General features: G+C 60.7%; 16 protein-coding genes, 1 tRNA gene and 1 pseudogene. 9 read left to right on the top strand and 9 right to left on the bottom strand.

Annotated features, from left to right (window positions below; translation table 11 throughout):
- The first annotated feature begins 13 nt into the window (after positions 1-13).
- Together ACSQ83_RS01820 and ACSQ83_RS01815 are read left to right on the top strand one after the other, a co-directional pair.
- A complete protein-coding gene (locus ACSQ83_RS01820) occupies positions 14-790 on the top strand; it encodes an ABC transporter ATP-binding protein (protein ID WP_414950996.1) in 777 nt (258 codons plus the stop codon).
- Positions 791-822: 32 nt separating this feature from the next.
- Positions 823-1,527 carry an ABC transporter ATP-binding protein gene (locus ACSQ83_RS01815; RefSeq protein WP_097265852.1) on the top strand — a complete coding sequence of 235 codons (705 nt, stop codon included), beginning with the start codon at positions 823-825 and terminating at the stop codon, positions 1,525-1,527.
- A 74-nt stretch (positions 1,528-1,601) separates the two neighbouring features.
- Here the strand turns inward: ACSQ83_RS01815 and ACSQ83_RS01810 are convergent, their stop codons facing one another.
- The 3 genes from ACSQ83_RS01810 to ACSQ83_RS01800 form a co-directional block, all read right to left on the bottom strand.
- Positions 1,602-2,024, bottom strand: a complete 423-nt coding sequence (locus ACSQ83_RS01810; protein WP_414950997.1) for a GNAT family acetyltransferase — start codon at positions 2,022-2,024, stop codon at positions 1,602-1,604.
- Entirely contained in the window at positions 2,021-3,205 is a 1,185-nt protein-coding gene (locus ACSQ83_RS01805) for an acetylornithine transaminase (protein ID WP_414950998.1), read from the bottom strand. The genes ACSQ83_RS01810 and ACSQ83_RS01805 overlap by 4 nt, the downstream gene beginning before the upstream one ends.
- A gap of 312 nt (positions 3,206-3,517) precedes the next feature.
- Positions 3,518-4,549, bottom strand: coding sequence for a CDP-6-deoxy-delta-3,4-glucoseen reductase (locus tag ACSQ83_RS01800; RefSeq protein ID WP_414950999.1), 1,032 nt, complete (start codon positions 4,547-4,549; stop codon positions 3,518-3,520).
- A gap of 59 nt (positions 4,550-4,608) precedes the next feature.
- Here ACSQ83_RS01800 and ACSQ83_RS01795 point away from each other — a divergent pair, with 59 nt between their 5' ends.
- Positions 4,609-5,745 carry an NAD-dependent epimerase/dehydratase family protein gene (locus ACSQ83_RS01795; protein ID WP_436227038.1) on the top strand — a complete coding sequence of 379 codons (1,137 nt, stop codon included), beginning with the start codon at positions 4,609-4,611 and terminating at the stop codon, positions 5,743-5,745.
- Here ACSQ83_RS01795 and ACSQ83_RS01790 read toward each other — a convergent pair.
- The 3 genes from ACSQ83_RS01790 to ACSQ83_RS01780 all read right to left on the bottom strand — a co-directional run bounded on the left by ACSQ83_RS01790 (position 5,711) and on the right by ACSQ83_RS01780 (position 7,716).
- Positions 5,711-5,887 (bottom strand): hypothetical protein, encoded by a 177-nt coding sequence (locus tag ACSQ83_RS01790; RefSeq protein ID WP_414951002.1) that lies wholly within the window; start codon positions 5,885-5,887, stop codon positions 5,711-5,713. The two genes, ACSQ83_RS01795 and ACSQ83_RS01790, sit on opposite strands and share 35 nt — an antisense overlap.
- Positions 5,888-6,041: 154 nt before the next feature.
- Complete coding sequence (locus ACSQ83_RS01785; protein WP_414951003.1) at positions 6,042-6,911, bottom strand: alpha/beta hydrolase; 870 nt, start codon at positions 6,909-6,911, stop codon at positions 6,042-6,044.
- 91 nt (positions 6,912-7,002) lie between these two features.
- Positions 7,003-7,716, bottom strand: coding sequence for a pseudouridine synthase (locus tag ACSQ83_RS01780; RefSeq protein WP_436227037.1), 714 nt, complete (start codon positions 7,714-7,716; stop codon positions 7,003-7,005).
- A gap of 320 nt (positions 7,717-8,036) precedes the next feature.
- On the opposite strand from ACSQ83_RS01780, the gene poxB reads away from it, so the two are divergent.
- From poxB to ACSQ83_RS01765, 3 genes and pseudogenes are all read left to right on the top strand, one after another.
- Entirely contained in the window at positions 8,037-9,758 is a 1,722-nt protein-coding gene (gene poxB / locus ACSQ83_RS01775) for a ubiquinone-dependent pyruvate dehydrogenase (protein ID WP_436227036.1), read from the top strand.
- 85 nt (positions 9,759-9,843) lie between these two features.
- The gene (locus ACSQ83_RS01770) at positions 9,844-10,137 is read left to right on the top strand and encodes a hypothetical protein (protein ID WP_414951007.1); all 294 of its coding nucleotides are present in this window, start codon (positions 9,844-9,846) and stop codon (positions 10,135-10,137) included.
- 84 nt (positions 10,138-10,221) lie between these two features.
- Positions 10,222-10,335 (top strand): annotated as a pseudogene (locus ACSQ83_RS01765) (2-hydroxycarboxylate transporter family protein); the annotation flags it as partial.
- Here the strand turns inward: ACSQ83_RS01765 and ACSQ83_RS01760 are convergent.
- A complete protein-coding gene (locus tag ACSQ83_RS01760) occupies positions 10,332-11,237 on the bottom strand; it encodes a LysR family transcriptional regulator (protein ID WP_414951008.1) in 906 nt (301 codons plus the stop codon). The pseudogene ACSQ83_RS01765 and the gene ACSQ83_RS01760 sit on opposite strands and share 4 nt — an antisense overlap.
- Positions 11,238-11,358: 121 nt before the next feature.
- Here ACSQ83_RS01760 and ACSQ83_RS01755 point away from each other — a divergent pair, with 121 nt between their 5' ends.
- The 3 genes from ACSQ83_RS01755 to ACSQ83_RS01745 are packed head-to-tail and all read left to right on the top strand — an operon-like array spanning position 11,359 to position 14,370.
- Positions 11,359-12,663, top strand: a complete 1,305-nt coding sequence (locus ACSQ83_RS01755; protein WP_436227035.1) for a CitMHS family transporter — start codon at positions 11,359-11,361, stop codon at positions 12,661-12,663.
- A gap of 26 nt (positions 12,664-12,689) precedes the next feature.
- Complete coding sequence (locus ACSQ83_RS01750; protein ID WP_436227034.1) at positions 12,690-14,060, top strand: acyclic terpene utilization AtuA family protein; 1,371 nt, start codon at positions 12,690-12,692, stop codon at positions 14,058-14,060.
- 1 nt (position 14,061) lies between these two features.
- Positions 14,062-14,370 carry an AtuA-related protein gene (locus ACSQ83_RS01745; protein ID WP_414951011.1) on the top strand — a complete coding sequence of 103 codons (309 nt, stop codon included), beginning with the start codon at positions 14,062-14,064 and terminating at the stop codon, positions 14,368-14,370.
- Between the two features lie 120 nt (positions 14,371-14,490).
- Here ACSQ83_RS01745 and ACSQ83_RS01740 read toward each other — a convergent pair whose 3' ends face one another.
- Positions 14,491-16,110, bottom strand: a complete 1,620-nt coding sequence (locus ACSQ83_RS01740; protein WP_436227033.1) for an NYN domain-containing protein — start codon at positions 16,108-16,110, stop codon at positions 14,491-14,493.
- Positions 16,111-16,327: 217 nt separating this feature from the next.
- Positions 16,328-16,412, bottom strand: a tRNA-Leu gene (locus ACSQ83_RS01735).
- Positions 16,413-16,430 lie beyond the last annotated feature (18 nt).

The following is a 16,430-nucleotide window of genomic DNA, read 5'->3' as shown; positions in this document are numbered from 1 at the left end:
CGGAGAAAAAACAATGAGCGATAAACCCATTCGACTGTCCGTGAAGGGCGTGAACAAGCGCTTCGGCGGCTTGCAGGCATTGGCCGAAGTTGGCCTGGAAATCAGGGAAGGCGAAATCTACGGCCTGATCGGCCCGAACGGCGCAGGCAAGACCACGTTCTTCAACGTGATCACGGGTCTGTACACACCGGATTCGGGTACGTTCGTGCTCGACGGTACGCCGTACACGCCGACCGCCGTGCATCAGGTGGCGAAGGCGGGCATTGCGCGTACGTTCCAGAACATTCGTCTCTTCGGCGGCATGACGGCGCTGGAGAACGTGATGGTCGGGCGCCACGTGCGCACGAAGCACGGGCTGATCGGCGCGGTGTTGCAGACGCCGTCCGAGCGTCGTGAAGAGAAGGAAATCAAGGAGCGTGCGCTGGAGTTGCTGGAGTACGTGGGCGTGCTGCAATACGCGGACTACACGTCGCGCAACTTGTCGTACGGACACCAGCGCCGTCTGGAAATTGCGCGTGCGCTGGCCACCGATCCGAAGCTGCTCGCACTCGATGAACCCGCAGCCGGGATGAACGCGACGGAGAAGGTCGAGCTCACGCGCCTGCTCGACAAGATTCGCAGCGACGGCCGCACGATCCTCTTGATCGAACACGATGTGAAACTGGTGATGGGATTGTGCAACCGGATGACGGTGCTCGATTACGGCAAGGTGATCGCCGAGGGTCTGCCGCAGGACGTGCAGAAGGATCCGAAGGTGATCGAGGCTTATCTCGGGGCAGGGGTTCACTGATGGCTACGACGAATGGCGCCAACGGCGCAGCAATGCTGAAGATCAAGGGACTGCAGGTCAGCTATGGCGGCATTCACGCCGTCAAGGGCGTGGACCTGGAAGTGGGCAAGGGCGAACTCGTGACGCTGATCGGCGCGAACGGCGCAGGCAAGACGACCACGATGAAAGCCATCACGGGCCTGAAGGCGTATTCGGCGGGTGACATTGAATATATGGGCGAGTCGATCAAGGGTGTGCCGTCGCATGAATTGCTCAAGCGCGGCCTCGCGATGGTGCCGGAAGGACGCGGTATTTTTGCGCGCATGTCGATTCTTGAAAACATGCAGATGGGCGCGTACTTGCGCAACGACAAGGACGAGATCGACAAGGACACCGACCGCATGTTCGGCTTCTTTCCGCGGCTGAAAGAGCGGGCGTCGCAGTATGCGGGCACGTTGTCGGGCGGTGAGCAGCAGATGCTGGCCATGGCGCGTGCGCTGTTGTCGCGGCCGAAGTTGTTGCTGCTCGACGAACCGTCGATGGGTCTCTCGCCAATAATGGTCGAGAAGATCTTCGAAGTGGTGCGCGAGATTTCGGGCGAAGGACTGACGGTGCTGCTGGTTGAGCAGAACGCGCGGCTGGCGTTGCAGGCGGCGAATCGCGGGTATGTGATGGATTCGGGTCTGGTCACCATGTCGGGTGACGCGAAGACCATGCTGGACGATCCAAAGGTGCGGGCTGCTTACTTGGGTGAGTAGGATCGTAGATTGATGAATGAAGAAGCCGCATGCCTTTGAAGAAGGGCATGCGGCTTTTTCAGTTTAATGCGTGATCAAAGCCGCTTGCCGAAGCTCACCACTTCATCCATCTGATAACCGAGCTTCGCGTAAAACGCCTTCGTTTCAGGCTTGTTCGCCATGATCTGCAGATTCAGCTTCGGACACCCGATAGCAGCAAGCGCGCGTTCCGCGTGCTCGACCAGCGCGCGGGCATAACCGTTACCGCGTTGATCCTCGGCAACTGCGAGCGAATACATCCATCCGCGGTGCCCGTCGTAACCCACCATCACCGTTCCGATCAGACGCTCCTCCAGCATGCCGACGAAGAAAAACTCCGGCTGCATGGCGAGCTTGTTTCGAATCGATAAACGCGGATCACGCTGTGGTTTGCCAGGCGCGGCGTATTCCGGAAACGCTTGTGCCCAGAGCGCGAGCACGTCCTGCGTGTCGCGCTCATCGAAGACCCGGATAATCACAGCGCGTCCAGCACGGAACGGAGCATCGACATCATCTGGTCGATCTCGTCCTTCGTCACGTTCAGCGCAGGCATGAAGCGCAAGAGGTTCGGGCGCGCGGCGTTCAGCAGCAAACCATCCGGTCCCATGTCACGTGCCATTTCGACAATCTTCGGACCGTTGTCGTTATTGAGCAGCAACGCGCGCAACAAACCTTCGCCACGTTCACCGTTGAAACCGCGCTCTTCCGATAGCTGCAACAACTGCGCCTTCAGGTATTCGCCACGCTCGCGCACGCCTTCGAGGAAGCCCGGCGCGGTCAGTTGCGAAATCACCGAGAAGCCTGCTGCTGTCATCAGCGGATTGCCGTTGTACGTGCCGCCCTGGTCACCGGGTTCGAAGCACGCCACTTCCTTGGTCGAGAGCAACGCGGCCAGCGGCACGCCGCCGCCAATGCCCTTGCCGAGGGTCATGATGTCCGGTTCCACGTCCGACAATTCATACGCGAACAAAGTGCCGGCGCGGCCGCAGCCGCTTTGCACTTCATCGACGATCATCAGCAGGTTGTGTTTCTTCGTCAGCGCGCGCAATGCCTGCATGAACTCGCGTGTGGCCGGGATCACGCCGCCTTCGCCCTGGATAGGTTCGAGCATCACGCCGACGGTTTTATCGGTGATGAGTTTTTCCACCGACGCGATGTCGTTCAGGTCAGCCTTCGGGAAGCCCGGCACTTGCGGTGCATAGATGGTGTCCCAGCCCGGCTTGCCGCTCGCCGACATGGTCGCCAGCGTCCGGCCGTGGAAGCTGTGATCGAACGTGATGATCTCGTACGCACCGCCCTTGAATTTCTTGCCCCACTTGCGCGCGAGCTTGATCGCGCCTTCATTGGCTTCGGCGCCGCTGTTGGCGAAGAACACCTTGTCGAAGCAGCTATTCGCGGTGAGCAAACCGGCGAGCTGGGCCATCGGCGCGTTGTAGAACGCCGGCGACGGATTGATGAGCGTGCGCGCCTGTTTGTCCATGGCTTCGATCATGCCGTCGTTGCAATGACCCAGACTATTCACCGCCCAGCCCTGGATGAAGTCGAGGTATCGCTTCTCGTTGTTGTCGTAGAGCCAGGAACCCTTGCCGTGCGTGAACACGATCTCAGGACGGTTCGTGATGAACATCAGCGATTCGACGGGATACTCTTGGAAATTCATGACGGCGGGCTCCACGAAAACAGCAAGTAAAAAAAGCGGCGAGATAAAAAACCGAACCCACAATGCAAAAAGCCACGGAATTCCGTGGCTTCATAGTGGCGAAGTGTGCGCTGGTTCGAAAACTCAAGCGCCAATCCGTGACGAGCCAGCGGCATCCCTAAGGGAGCGGCGAGCGACGTCGAAGAGTGGCGTAAATTTTGAGCATTCGCGAAGAATACGATACGAAGTTCCTGCGTGTAAACCATGGCGGCCCGATTTTTTTGTCGAGCCGCCACGCTCTCAACTTGCGGAAGTACGTTTAAACCGGCGCATTCATACCGGATTAGCGAGATCCGCCGCGCTGGTGAACGAATCGGCGTAGAACTCGTCCTCCGGCAAACGGTGGTGGCTCGTGAAATCACGCTGCGCGGATTCCACCATCACCGGCGCGCCGCAGGCGTACACCTGATATGCGCTCAAGTCTGGCAGATCTTCAATGACAGCACGATGAACAAAGCCGGTGCGGCCGGTCCAGGCGTCGGTTGCATCGGGTTCCGACAGCACCGGCACGAACGAGAAGTTCGGCACGTCCTTCGCCCATTGCTCCGCCATGTCCATCATGTACAGGTCTTGCTTACGGCGGCCGCCCCAATAGAGTGTCATCGGCCGGTTCAAATTCTTGAACACCGCGTGTTCGATGATCGCCTTGATCGGTGCGAAGCCCGTGCCGGAAGCCAGCAACACAATAGGTTTCTCTGAATCTTCACGCAGGAAGAACGTGCCAAGCGGGCCTTCGAAGCGCAGGATGTCACGCTCTTTCATGGGGCCGAACACGTGGTCCGTGAAGGTGCCGCCGGGCATGTGGCGAACGTGCAGTTCGATCGGGCCCTCGTGGTGCGGCGGACTTGCCATCGAATAACTGCGGCGCTTGCCGTCCTTCAGGATGAATTCGATGTACTGGCCGGCCAGGTATTGCAGCCGTTCGTTGGCCGGCAATTGCAGCTTCAGTTCAATGACGTCGGCGGCCTTGCGCTCAAGCGCATTCACGCGGCAAGGCAGCTTCTTGACTTGTATGTCGCCTACGCCCGCCACTTCGCGCACGTCGACCGTCAGGTCGCCCTTGGCCGTCGCGCAGCACAGCAGCGCCATGCCGCGGGTTTTTTCGTCGTTGGACAACGCCGACGACGAATGCGGCGCTTGCTCGACTTCGCCGGAGACGATCGTGCCCTTGCATGAACCACAGGCTCCGTTCTTGCAGCCGTAGGGAAGACCGATGCCCTGCCGCAGGGCGGCGAGCAGCACCGCTTCGTCGGGTTCTACCTGGAACTGCCGGCCGCTTTGCCGGAGCGTAACGTTGAAAGCCATAGATCCTGGATGAGTTGAATGAAACAAATGCAAAAGCTGTCGCGGCTACAATCGACAGCATGATCGCCACTCGAAAACTACGCCGCGCGCGTGTGCTGATTGCCGGTTGCGGCGATGTCGGCCTGCGTTGCGTGCCGCTTCTCGCACACCGTGCTGACGCACCTCGCGTGATCGCACTTTCAAGTCAACCGGCGCGCGCCGCCGAGCTGCGCGCAGCCGGCACAACGCCGTTGATCGGCAACCTGGACGAGCGCCGCAGCCTGCGACGGCTGGCCGGTCTTGCATCCACGGTGCTGCATCTCGCGCCACCCCAGAAAACCGGCGACGACGACAGCAGGACCCGCGCGCTGATTGCCGCGCTGAGTGCGCCGCGACGGTCCGTTGCGCGCGAAGCGACCAGCGCCGTGGCTCGTCAGCGAGGGTGGCGCGGATGGTTTCGCGCGACCTTCAAAAGCAGCATGCCAGCGGCGGCCAGAATGGGTATCAACGCGCACGCCAGGCCCATAAAAAGTGCGTCTATTGTACCCGACCGGGTTTGGGGCGCCGTCGCTCGCCGGGCGCCGATCCGCCTGATTTATGCGAGCACGTCCGGCGTTTACGGCGATTGCGGCGGGGCGTGGATCGACGAGACTCGCCCGGTCAGGCCGGACAACGCGCGCGCGAAACGGAGGGTATCGGCGGAAACGCAATTGCGCGGTGCGACCCGGCGCGGTGTGATGAGTGCATCGATTGTGCGGATTCCCGGGATCTACGCCGGCAACCGCCTGCCGTTGGCACGGCTGCAGAAGGGAACGCCGGCCCTGGCGCCTGCCGACGATGTCTACACGAACCATATCCACGCCGACGATCTCGCCGCCATTCTCGTGCTCGCGATCCGGCGGGCGCTGCCGCAGCGCGTGGTGCATGCATCGGACGATAGCGACTTGCGCATGGGCGATTATTTCGACCTGGTTGCCGATGCGTTCGGATTGCCACGCGCGCCTCGCGTTTCACGCGAGCAGGCAGAGGCGCAACTCGAGCCCATGATGCTCTCGTTCATGCGCGAATCGCGACGTTTGCAGAACGCCCGGCTGCGAGACGAGATGCGTTACGCGCTGCGTTATCCGAGCATCGACGACTTCCTGCGCGAGTTCCTGAGCAAGCAGGACGTTCACTCCGCCGTCACATCAGAACCGGTAGCGTCTCCAGCAGGATAAAGCACAGCAAGGCCCCGATAAGCGCACCAATCAGATTGGGCTGATAGCGATGGCGCAGATGCATGGTCACCCCCAATCCGACGATAAACAACACGCTGACTGCCACGAACGCAATCATTGCAATGGTCATGTGAGCGGCCATGGTGGCCCTCCTGCTTCTTTTAATAGTCGTGAAAGCAGTATAGATTTCCGTCGTAAGAAAGGCATGCTGCAGTGCAGCGCCAACGTATTGTGTTAACACCTATTGAATTGGCGCGGTGCGATTCATGGCGTTTATCGGGGCGCTCATCGGGCGCTTATTGCGAGTCAATGAACGACGATAAATCCGCCAGCACCGTCGAGCTTCCCCGCAGCGGCAACGCCAGCGCCGAGACAATTCGCACATGGCCGAAACCGTCGTAATGCTTCACTTCCACCGAGTCGCCATGTTTGCGCAACACGGCCGCCAGACGGTCGGTGTTGCCGGGATCGACGACGGTGTCGGCGGTGCCGGCGGCGAGGAACATCGGCGGCTCGTGGCCTGTGACGTAATTGATCGGCTGGCTCTCGGCGCGCGTGTTTGCCGGGAAGACATCGAATAGCGTGCGATCGGTGAGCGGCAGGAAATCGTAAGGTCCAGCCAGGCCGATCATCCCACGCAAGTCGGCTTTTGACATCGATTGCGAAGCGAGGTATCGCGGATCAGTCGCGATCAGCGCAGCCAGATGAGCGCCTGCGGAATGGCCCATTACAAAAAGCCGCGACGGATCGCCGCCGAATTCGTGTGCGTGGTCGCGTGTCCAGCGCGTGGCGGACGCGGCATCGTTAACGAAACCAGGAAACGCTGTTTCCGGATACGTGCGGTAATCCGGCAGCACCGCCACGTAGCCTCGCGACGTCAAGGCTTGCGCGACAAACAGGTAATTGGCCCGATCGCCGGTTTGCCAGCTTCCGCCGTAGAAAAACACGACGACCGGACGCGGTTGAGTACTTGCCGCGGCGGTGGGCACGTAGACATCGAGCACCTGACGCGGATCGCTGCCGTACGCAATGGCTGATGTTTTCTTGTAGCCACTCGACGGAATCGTGGCGTTCAAAAGCTTCACGGGACTGCACGCGGCGAGCGCCGCAGCGCCAAGACTGGCAAGACCGAATGTCACGATGCGGCGTTTTTGTTGTTGGGGCATAGGTATTTAAAACAGAGGGATACCACCTTTACGCTTGCCACTATCGGATGGATGCAGCGCGTGGTCTTGCGAACATGACGCACGACGCGCGTCAGCTTTGCCGTAGCATCGCGAGGTCTGCATCGTCCAGCCAGCGCCATTGGCCCTCGGTCAGATCATTGGGTAGCGCAAAACCGCCAATACGCTCCCGATGCAATTGCTCCACGCGGTTCCCCGCCGCTGCAACCATCCGCTTCACCTGATGGTATTTGCCTTCGAGCACCGAGAGCTCGAGTTCCCGCTCGTCGCGCTTTTCTGCGCCAACGGCTGCGATTGGCTGTGATTCGCCATGCAGCAACACGCCGTTGCGAAGCGCCGAGAGTTGAGCATCGTCTAACGGATGGCGCGTGGTCGCGAGATATACCTTCGGCACCTTGCGTTTCGGCGATGTGAACGCATGCACGAACGCGCCGTCATCGGAGAGGAGCAGAAGGCCGGTCGTGTCCTGATCAAGACGTCCCACGCATTGCACGCCACGCTCCGTTAATTGCGGCGGTATCAGGTGAAAAACGCTCAGATGATGCTGCGGATCACGTGAACACTCGTAGCCCGGTGGTTTGTTCAGCGCCAGATATGCCTTTTCCCGATACAGCCATTGAGCGCCATCGACTTGAAACTCGAACGACGGGAGCGCGTCGGATGCGATATCGGTGGCGGCATTCGTACACGGCGAGCCCGCGATGGACACGCGGCCGTCAGCGACGAGCGCCCGGCATTGGCGGCGCGAGCCGAAGCCCTGCGTGAAGAGAATGCGTTCGAGATCCATCGGGGCGGTTCTTGGCTCAGGCGGGGAGAGGGGACGGACATTCTAGCAACCAGCGTGTTTCTATCCCGCGCGGAGAACGCCGAGCTCGACGTTTGTCCCTTCGTGCCTGAACGCTGCACGAACATCCTTCAACCGCCGTCGTCGGCCATTCGTAAAGCATGTCGATTAAGGTTTTTTCATATTTGATCCGCTCCATCACGTTTATGCTTTTCCCTTTGCACCTGTTTTGATCTGTTTTTGCACGTGTATGACGAAAGGATGCTGACGACCCGGCCTCCGATCGACCACTCCGATTCGCTTATCCATCCAAGGAGCAGGACATGGCAAGAAACACGGTTGCGGAATTTTTGGCCAGGACGCTGGCGGCAGCGGGCGTCGAGCGCATCTGGGGCGTGACGGGCGACAGCCTGAACGGGCTCGCTTATAGCCTCGACCAGGCCGGCTCCATCCGCTGGATGCACACCCGCCACGAGGAAGTGGCGGCGTTCGCAGCGGGCGCTGACGCGGCATCGACGGGCAAGCTTGCCGTGTGCGCCGGCAGTTGCGGCCCGGGCAACCTGCACCTGATCAATGGCTTGTACGACTGCCATCGTAACCAGCAGCCGGTGCTGGCGATTGCCGCGCATATTCCATCGACGGAAATCGGGCTGGGCTATTTCCAGGAAACTCACCCCACCGCGCTGTTCAAGGAATGCAGCCACTACGTCGAACTGGTGGCGAGCGCCGCGCAATTCCCCCGCGTGCTCGCCCGCGCGATGCGCACGGCGATCGAAGAGCGCGGCGTTGCCGTGATCGTGTTGCCCGGCGACGTGGCACTGAGCGACGCGCCCGCGGAAAAGCCGGCTTGGTCGGCCACGGGGCCGTCGACCATCCTGCCCTCGGACATCGATATAGACCGTCTCGCGGCCATGCTGAACGGTTCGGACGCGGTGACGCTGATGTGCGGCAGCGGCACTGCGGGCGCGCACGACGAGGTGGTCGCACTCGCGGACGCGCTCGGCGCACCGGTCGTCCACGCGATGCGCGGCAAGCAGTTCATCGAATGGGATAACCCGTATGACGTCGGCATGACGGGGCTGATCGGTTTCAGCTCCGGCTACCACGCGATGATGTCGTGCGACACGCTGCTGCTGCTCGGCTGCGATTTCCCCTACCGGCCGTTCTATCCCACCGACGCCAAGATCATCCAGGTCGACTGGCGCGGCTCGAAGCTCGGCGCGCGTGCACCACTCGCGCTCGGACTGGTCGGCACGGTCAAGGAGACGATCGCGGCCGTACTGCCGAAACTCACGCGCAAGACCGACCGCAAGTTCATCGATACCGCCCGCAAGCACTACGCAGAGGCGCGAAAGGGACTCGATGAACTCGCCACGCCGTCCGGCCCCGGCAAGCCGATTCACCCGCAATACCTGACGAAACTGATTAACGAAGCCGCATCGGAAGACGCCATTTTTACCGCCGATGTCGGCACGCCGACCGTCTGGGCGGCGCGTTATCTCACGATGAACGGCAAACGCCAGCTTCACGGCTCGTTCAACCACGGTTCCATGGCCAATGCGATGCCCCAGGCCCTCGGCGCACAGGGCGCAAATCCGGGGCGGCAAGTGGTCTCGCTCTCGGGCGACGGCGGTTTGTCGATGCTGCTCGGCGACTTGCTCAGCGCCCGCCAACTCGATCTGCCGATCAAAGTGGTGGTTTATAACAACAGTCTGCTCGGCTTCGTTTCGATGGAGCTCAAGGCCGCCGGTTACCTCGATACCAACGTCGATCTGGCCAAAACCGACTTCGCGGCCATTGCCCAGGGAGCGGGCATATTCAGCATCCGGGTGGAGGAGTCGGAAGACATCGCAGAGGCTCTGCAGAAGGCTTTCGCTTATCCGGGGCCGGCGCTCGTCGATGTCGTCACGTCAAAGCACGAGCTCGCGATGCCGCCCAAAGTGGAATTGGCGCAGGCAAAAGGCTTCAGCCTCTACATGTTGCGAGCGATCCTGAACGGTCGCGGCGACGAAATCGTGGAACTCGCCAAGACCAATTTTCGCTAGGAATATTCTGAATTCGTTGAAATTCCATGCATTTCGAACAACAATGCGGTGCTGCAATCGATTCACAACTCCAGGGAGATTGGTAATGAAGAAGTTCTCGCAAATTGCAATGGTTGGTGCGCTCGCTTTCGCGTTCGCTGGTGCGGCAATGGCTCAAGGTGCTGGTGGCGGCGGCGGTCCGAAGACGGACGAAAGCAAGCCTCCTGTCAGCCCGAAAGAACCGAAACCGCATCTGCCGCATTTCAAGCATAAGAAGGCTGCGTCGGGCACAGGCGGTACGACGTTGCATCAGCAAGACAAGGCATCGCACGCGAAGGGCGCATCGGCTGCTGCAGCCGCTTCGGCCATGGGTACCAACGACAAGGGCCAGCCGCAGTAAGCGGCAAGGCCTCAAGGTCGGCGCCTGGAGACAGCATGTTTCAAGCGCACCATACGGCGGCACGCGCAAGCTTGCCGCCGTATTGTTTTTTGGGGTGGCAATCGCATGGAGCTGATGCCGTTCGCGCAGATCGCGACGCGCATTGGCGGCGCGATCACGGTCATGGCGGCGCTGGCGGTGTTCGCTTACGTGCGTTAGTTATGTTCTTCACGCTCCCCGAGCCCTTTCACGATCAAGCTTACAAACGCCTCTGTCACCGGCGGCAATGTACGCCCGCGTTTTTTCACGAGCGCGATGGGCCGCACGAAACTCGGTTCATCGATAACCCTAGCCACCAGCGCCGGTTCAGCGCGCACCTCGCGCGCTGAACGCGGCAGGATGGTCACACCGAGCCCGGCACGAACCATGGCCACCGCCGTCATCATGTAGGTCGGCTCGCAGGTCGGTACGGGCGCGTAGCCCGCGAGTTCGAACGCGGCGTCAACCACCGCTCGCACGCTCGTTCCCGCCGCCGTCAATACCAGCGGATAACGGACGATCTTCTCCAGGCCGATCCGCTTGCCCGATGTCATCGGATGCCCCTCCGGGCACACGACGCACAGCCGGTCCTCACCCGCGTACAGAACTTCCAGCGAGGGATCGGTGACATCGCCGCCGGTCAGTCCTACGTCTACATCCTCGTTCCGTACCAGCGTATTGACGACGCTCGCGACCACATCGCGGATTTGAAACGACGCGTGCGGCAACTCGCGCCTGAAATCCTGGATCAGGTCGGGCAGCAAGCTTGCGGCGAACGACGGCAGGCACGCCAGCCTCACCGTGCCGGCGGAGCCGTCGCTGAGCGCGCGGGCGTCGTGGAGAACCTGCTCCATGTCGCCGAGCGACCTTTGCAGGACCGGCAGCAGGTCCCGACCGACCGGCGTCAGTGCAACGCTGCGGCTATTGCGGTCGAACAGCCGCGCGCCAATCGTCTCTTCGAGGCGCCGTATCTGCACCGTCAACGCGGGCTGCGATAAATGCAGCCGCACGGCAGCGCGCGTGAAACTGCCCGCCTGCGCGACGGCGATGAACGCGCGGATATCGCGGAGATTCAGGTCCATGTTTTCGGTCTATTACGAAACGTGATTGCTGCCATCAAATCATTTCAATTGTTTTATCGACGTTGCGAAACTACGCTTGGTTGACACATAAAACAATCGATTAAAAGATCGGAGACAAACCTTGCTGCCTCTACTTGGCCTCGCCACTATCGTCGTCCTGCTCGCGGCGATTCTTTCAAAACGGATGTCGCCGCTGGTGGCGCTGATCATCGTGCCGATAGCGGCATCGCTGATTGGCGGCTTCGGCTTGCAGACCAGCAAGTTTGTCATCGACGGGCTGAAGAGCCTCGCGCCTGTGGTCGGCATGTTCGTCTTCGCGATTTTGTACTTCGGCACGATTACCGACGCCGGCACGCTCGATCCGATCATCGACCGCATCTTGCGCACGGTGGGCACGCGGCCGACGCGCATTGTGATGGGCACGACGCTGCTCGCGCTGCTGATTCACCTCGACGGCTCGGGCGCGGTGTGTTTTCTCGTCACCATCCCCGCGATGCTGCCGCTTTACGATCGTCTCAAGATGGATCGGCGCGTGCTCGCTGCGGCGGCATCGATGGCAGCCGGGATCAATTTCCTGCCATGGACCGGGCCGATGATCCGGGCGTCGGCGTCGTTGCATCTGCCTATATCGGCGTTATTCAATCCGTTGATTCCGGTGCAGATCGTGGGTCTCGTGTTTGTGTTCAGCGTGGCCTGGCGGCTCGGCCGACGCGAGGAGAAGCGCTTGGGATATACCGGCGCTGACGGCGCAATCCCCATGCCGAAACGCGAACTCACCGACGAACAAAAGGCGCTGCGTCGTCCGAAAAATTTCTGGTTCAACATTGTGCTGACGCTGATAGTGCTCGGCACGATGGTCGTCATGGGCGAAAAGATTCCGCCGGCGATCATGTTCATGGTCGGGCTGTGCGTCGCGTTACTGGTCAACTATCCGAACGTGGATATGCAGCGCCAGCGCATTGATGCGCACGCGCGCGCCGCGCTGATGATGGCCGGCATCCTGCTCGCAGCGGGTGTGTTCACGGGTGTCATGCAAGGCAGCGGCATGCTCAAGGCAATGGCGCAAGCCGCCGTAGGTTTTGTGCCGCCTTCGATGGCCACGCACATTCCCGTCGCACTTGGCTTCCTGTCGATGCCGCTTAGCATGCTCTTCGACCCCGACTCGTTCTACTTCGGCGTGCTGCCGGTCATCGCGGAAGTAGCGGGGCAGCTTGGCGTGCCGGCCGTGCATGTCGGACAAGCAGCGTTACTCGGCCAGATGACAACGGGATTCCCGGTCAGCCCGCTCACTCCCGCGACATTCCTCGTCGTCGGGCTGACGGGTATCGATCTCGCCGATCATCAGAAATTCACTTTTCCGCTGCTGTTCGGCGCATCGATCGTGATGACGATCGCGTGCGTCGTGCTGGGCATCTTTCCTCTTTGACGCGTTTTTTAACGCAAGGAATGGGTATGACTGCTGCACTCAACGTTGCGACCCGGGCTATCCGCGTGCGGATCGGCGCGGGCGCGGGTTACTCGGGCGATCGCATCGAACCCGCTGTCGAACTGGTCGAACACGGGGCGCTCGACTATCTCGTGTTCGAGTGCTTGGCAGAACGAACCATTGCACTGGCGCAACAAGTGCGTCGGAGAGATCCGGAGCTGGGTTACGACCCGTTGCTCGAAGCCAGGATGCGCGCGGTATTGCCGGCCGCCGCGCGTAACGGTGTGAAGATTGTCTCGAACATGGGCGCGGCGAATCCGCTGGCGGCGGCACGCAAGACGGCATCGATTGCGCATGAGCTGGGGTTGAGCGGTTTGAAAATCGCGGCCGTGAGCGGCGACGATGTACTCGATGTAGTGAGGCAAGGGGCGTATGTGTTCGAAGAGTCGGGCGACAGCGTTGCCACCTACGACAGCCGGCTTGTTTCGGCGAATGCGTATTTGGGCGCGGAGCCGATTGTCGATGCGTTAAAGGCCGGCGCCGATATCGTGCTCACCGGCCGCGCGGCCGATCCGTCGTTGTTCACGGCGCCGCTGATCCACGCATTCGGCTGGCCGATGAACGATTGGAACACGCTCGGTCAGGCAACCGTGGTGGGGCATCTGCTCGAATGCGCGGGACAGATTACGGGCGGTTATTTTGCTGATCCTGGTTTCAAGGATGTTCCGATGCTCGCGCGCCTCGGCTTTCCGATAGGCGAGGTCGACGCCGATGGAAACGTCACGATCACGAAGGTCGCGCACGCCGGCGGTCGAGTAACGGAGGCCACATGCAAGGAGCAGCTGCTGTACGAAATCCACAATCCCCGCCGATATCTGCAGCCAGATGTAGTCGCCGACTTCACGCAGGTTTGCGTGGTGGAACAGGCGCCGGATCGCGTGCGGGTGAGCGGTGGACGCGGGACATCGCGCACGGAAACATTGAAGGTGACCGTGGCTTACGTGGATGGGTTTATCGGCGAGGGGCAGATTTCGTATGGCGGTCCGGGCGCGGTCGCGCGCGCGAAACTGGCGCTCGAGATTGTGCGTGAACGGTTGGAGATAACGGGCGTCGTGACCAGCGAACTGCGCTTCGATTTGATCGGTATCGATTCATTGCATGGCGCGACGCTGGGAGAGCGTAACGCGGAGCCGTATGAGGTTCGTTTGCGCGTGGCCGGTCGAACGGATTCGATGGATGAAGCGGTTCGTATCGGCAATGAAGTCGAGACGCTTTATACCAATGGTCCGGCTGGCGGCGGCGGGGTGACAAAGACAACGCGCGAAGTGATAGCGGTGCAGTCGGTGTTGTTGCCGCGCGAACTTGTACGGCCATCGTTTGAAATGGTGGAGGCTTGAGATGAAACTACGCCAACTTGCTCATTCCCGAACCGGCGATAAGGGCAATACGCTGAATGTATCGGTGATCTGTTACGACGCGCGGCACTACGATCATCTGCTCGCGCATATCACGCCGGAGCGCGTAAAAGCGCATCTCAGCGATGTGGTGAAGGGTGATGTGACGCGCTTCGAATTGCCGGGAATAGCGGCGATGAATTTCGTGCTCGGGCGCGCGCTGGGTGGGGGCGTGACGCGATCGCTCGCTTTGGATGCGCACGGGAAATCGCTAAGCTCGGCGCTGATGGATCTCGAGATCCCGGAGCCTTGACGTGATGTGAGGTGATGCGATGTTGCGTTGAGCGCTGCGGCATAGGCAGCCGGACGTTCAGCCACCCAGACCGTCATCGCCATGACAACCAAGTCATGGCGATGACGCGTCCTCAACCGTTCACTCTTCGCTAGTTGCGGCCGCCGTCTTTCGCGGACGCCGGCTGGCCGGGGCCGTTTTACGCGGTGCCCTTTTCGTTGCCGTTTTCTTTGCGGCGGGCTTGTCCGTGTTGGCGACACTTTCGGCCGCGGCGACACTCTCAACCGGCGCTTCCGGCTGAGTTTTTGCCACGACTTTTTTCGCCGCTGCTTGACGTCCACGCCGCGCCGCGCCAGTTTTGGGTGACGGCGTTTCACTGACTTCGATGGGATGCGCAGGCGTTTCTTCCGTGCGCTCCACGAACACGAATTCATCCTTAGCCTTCACCGGCAGCGTGAAGAATGGTCGCTCGCCGACGGCTTCCGCGCGAGTTTCCACGTGAGTTTCGGGTGGCAGTTCCTGTGCTACATCGAACAGCGGTTCGTGAACCTGCGGCCTAGGGTTCCGATTGTTCCGACGATTCCGGTCACGCCCCTGCCTGGGTCGCGCTTCCGGCTGCGCCTCAGGTTGTTGCGCGGTTTGCGGTGCGTCGACAAGCGGTTCCCCGACTTGCGATCGTTGGTTCGGTTCGTCCCCGCGATCGTGTTCGTCACGCGCTTCGGAAGGCGTTACGGCTTGAGCATCGCGCGGTTCATCGAAGAGGGGTTCGGAAACTTGCTGACGCGGGTTGCGGCCTTTCCTCCGATTCCGGTCGTTGCCTGAGTTGCCTGAGTTACCCGCCTGCCGATTTTCCTTCTGCGCGATGGGCGCCTCGATATCCCTCACGGATTCAGTGACCGCCACCGATTGCGTGCGAAACACGAACGAACCCGATTTCTCGTCCCGGCCCACTTCGAGCAGACCACGCACTTGCGCTTCTTCCAGCAGATTGCCAAATGCGCGAAACCCGTAGTACGACTCGTTGAAATCGGGCTTGCGCCGCTTGATTGCGCTCTTGAGCACCGACGCCCAGATCTTCCCGCTTTCGCCGCGCTCGGAGGCGAGGTCATCGAACGTTTCCACCGCAATCGCGATGGCCTTGGCCTTGCGGGCTTCGAGTTCCTGCTTGGGCTGGCCTTCCTCGGGTGAGCGCTTCGCCGACGATGATGCCGCTGCGTTCGCATCCCGTGCGTCGCGTGCTTCACGCGCCTCGCGCGCTTCACGTTTGGCGATCGAGCGTTGCTGCTCGCGCACGAGGTCATCGTAGAAAATAAATTCATCGCAGTTCGCGACGAGCAGGTCGGAGGTCGAGTTTTTTACACCGACGCCAATCACCTTCTTTGCGTTCTCGCGCAGCTTCGAGACGAGCGGCGAGAAGTCCGAATCACCGCTGATGATGACGAATGTATCGACGTGAGATTTGGTGTAGCAGAGATCGAGCGCATCGACGACGAGCCGGATGTCCGCTGAGTTCTTGCCTGACTGGCGCACGTGCGGGATTTCGATCAGCTCGAAACTCGCTTCGTGCATGGCAGCTTTGAAACCTTTGTAGCGATCCCAGTCGCAATAAGCCTTTTTCACCACGATGCTGCCTTTGAGCAGCAGCCGTTCGAGCACCGGCATGATGTCGAACTTGTCGTATTTCGCGTCGCGCACGCCGAGGGCGACGTTTTCGAAGTCGCAAAACAACGCCATGCTGACGCTATCAGGGGATGAGGCCATAGAAACTCCAGCAGGAATGCCGGGTAAGCACGGCAGGTATTAATGAGCGCACATGATATCTGTTTGTGCGGCCCGGCTTTTAAAGGAGAGAAACAATCGTGGCGGGGAAGGGCGGTCGGTGGCTTTCGGTCGTCAGCCGCAGCTGCCCAGCAGACTCCAACCAGCGCCCAAATGCGAAAAAGCCGTCTCTGCATACGCAGAAACGGCTTTTCGGAAATGGTGCCCGGGGCCGGAATCGAACCGGCACGCCTTGCGGCGGGGGATTTTGAGTCCCCTGCGTCTACCAATTTCACCACCCGGGCAAACAGCATTTGAATCAG

Source organism: Caballeronia sp. LjRoot29 (assembly GCF_964252755.1).
In the GTDB taxonomy this organism is placed as follows: domain Bacteria; phylum Pseudomonadota; class Gammaproteobacteria; order Burkholderiales; family Burkholderiaceae; genus Caballeronia.
Note: the sequence above shows the minus strand (reverse complement) of the source record. Positions and strands in the feature narration are given on the sequence as shown.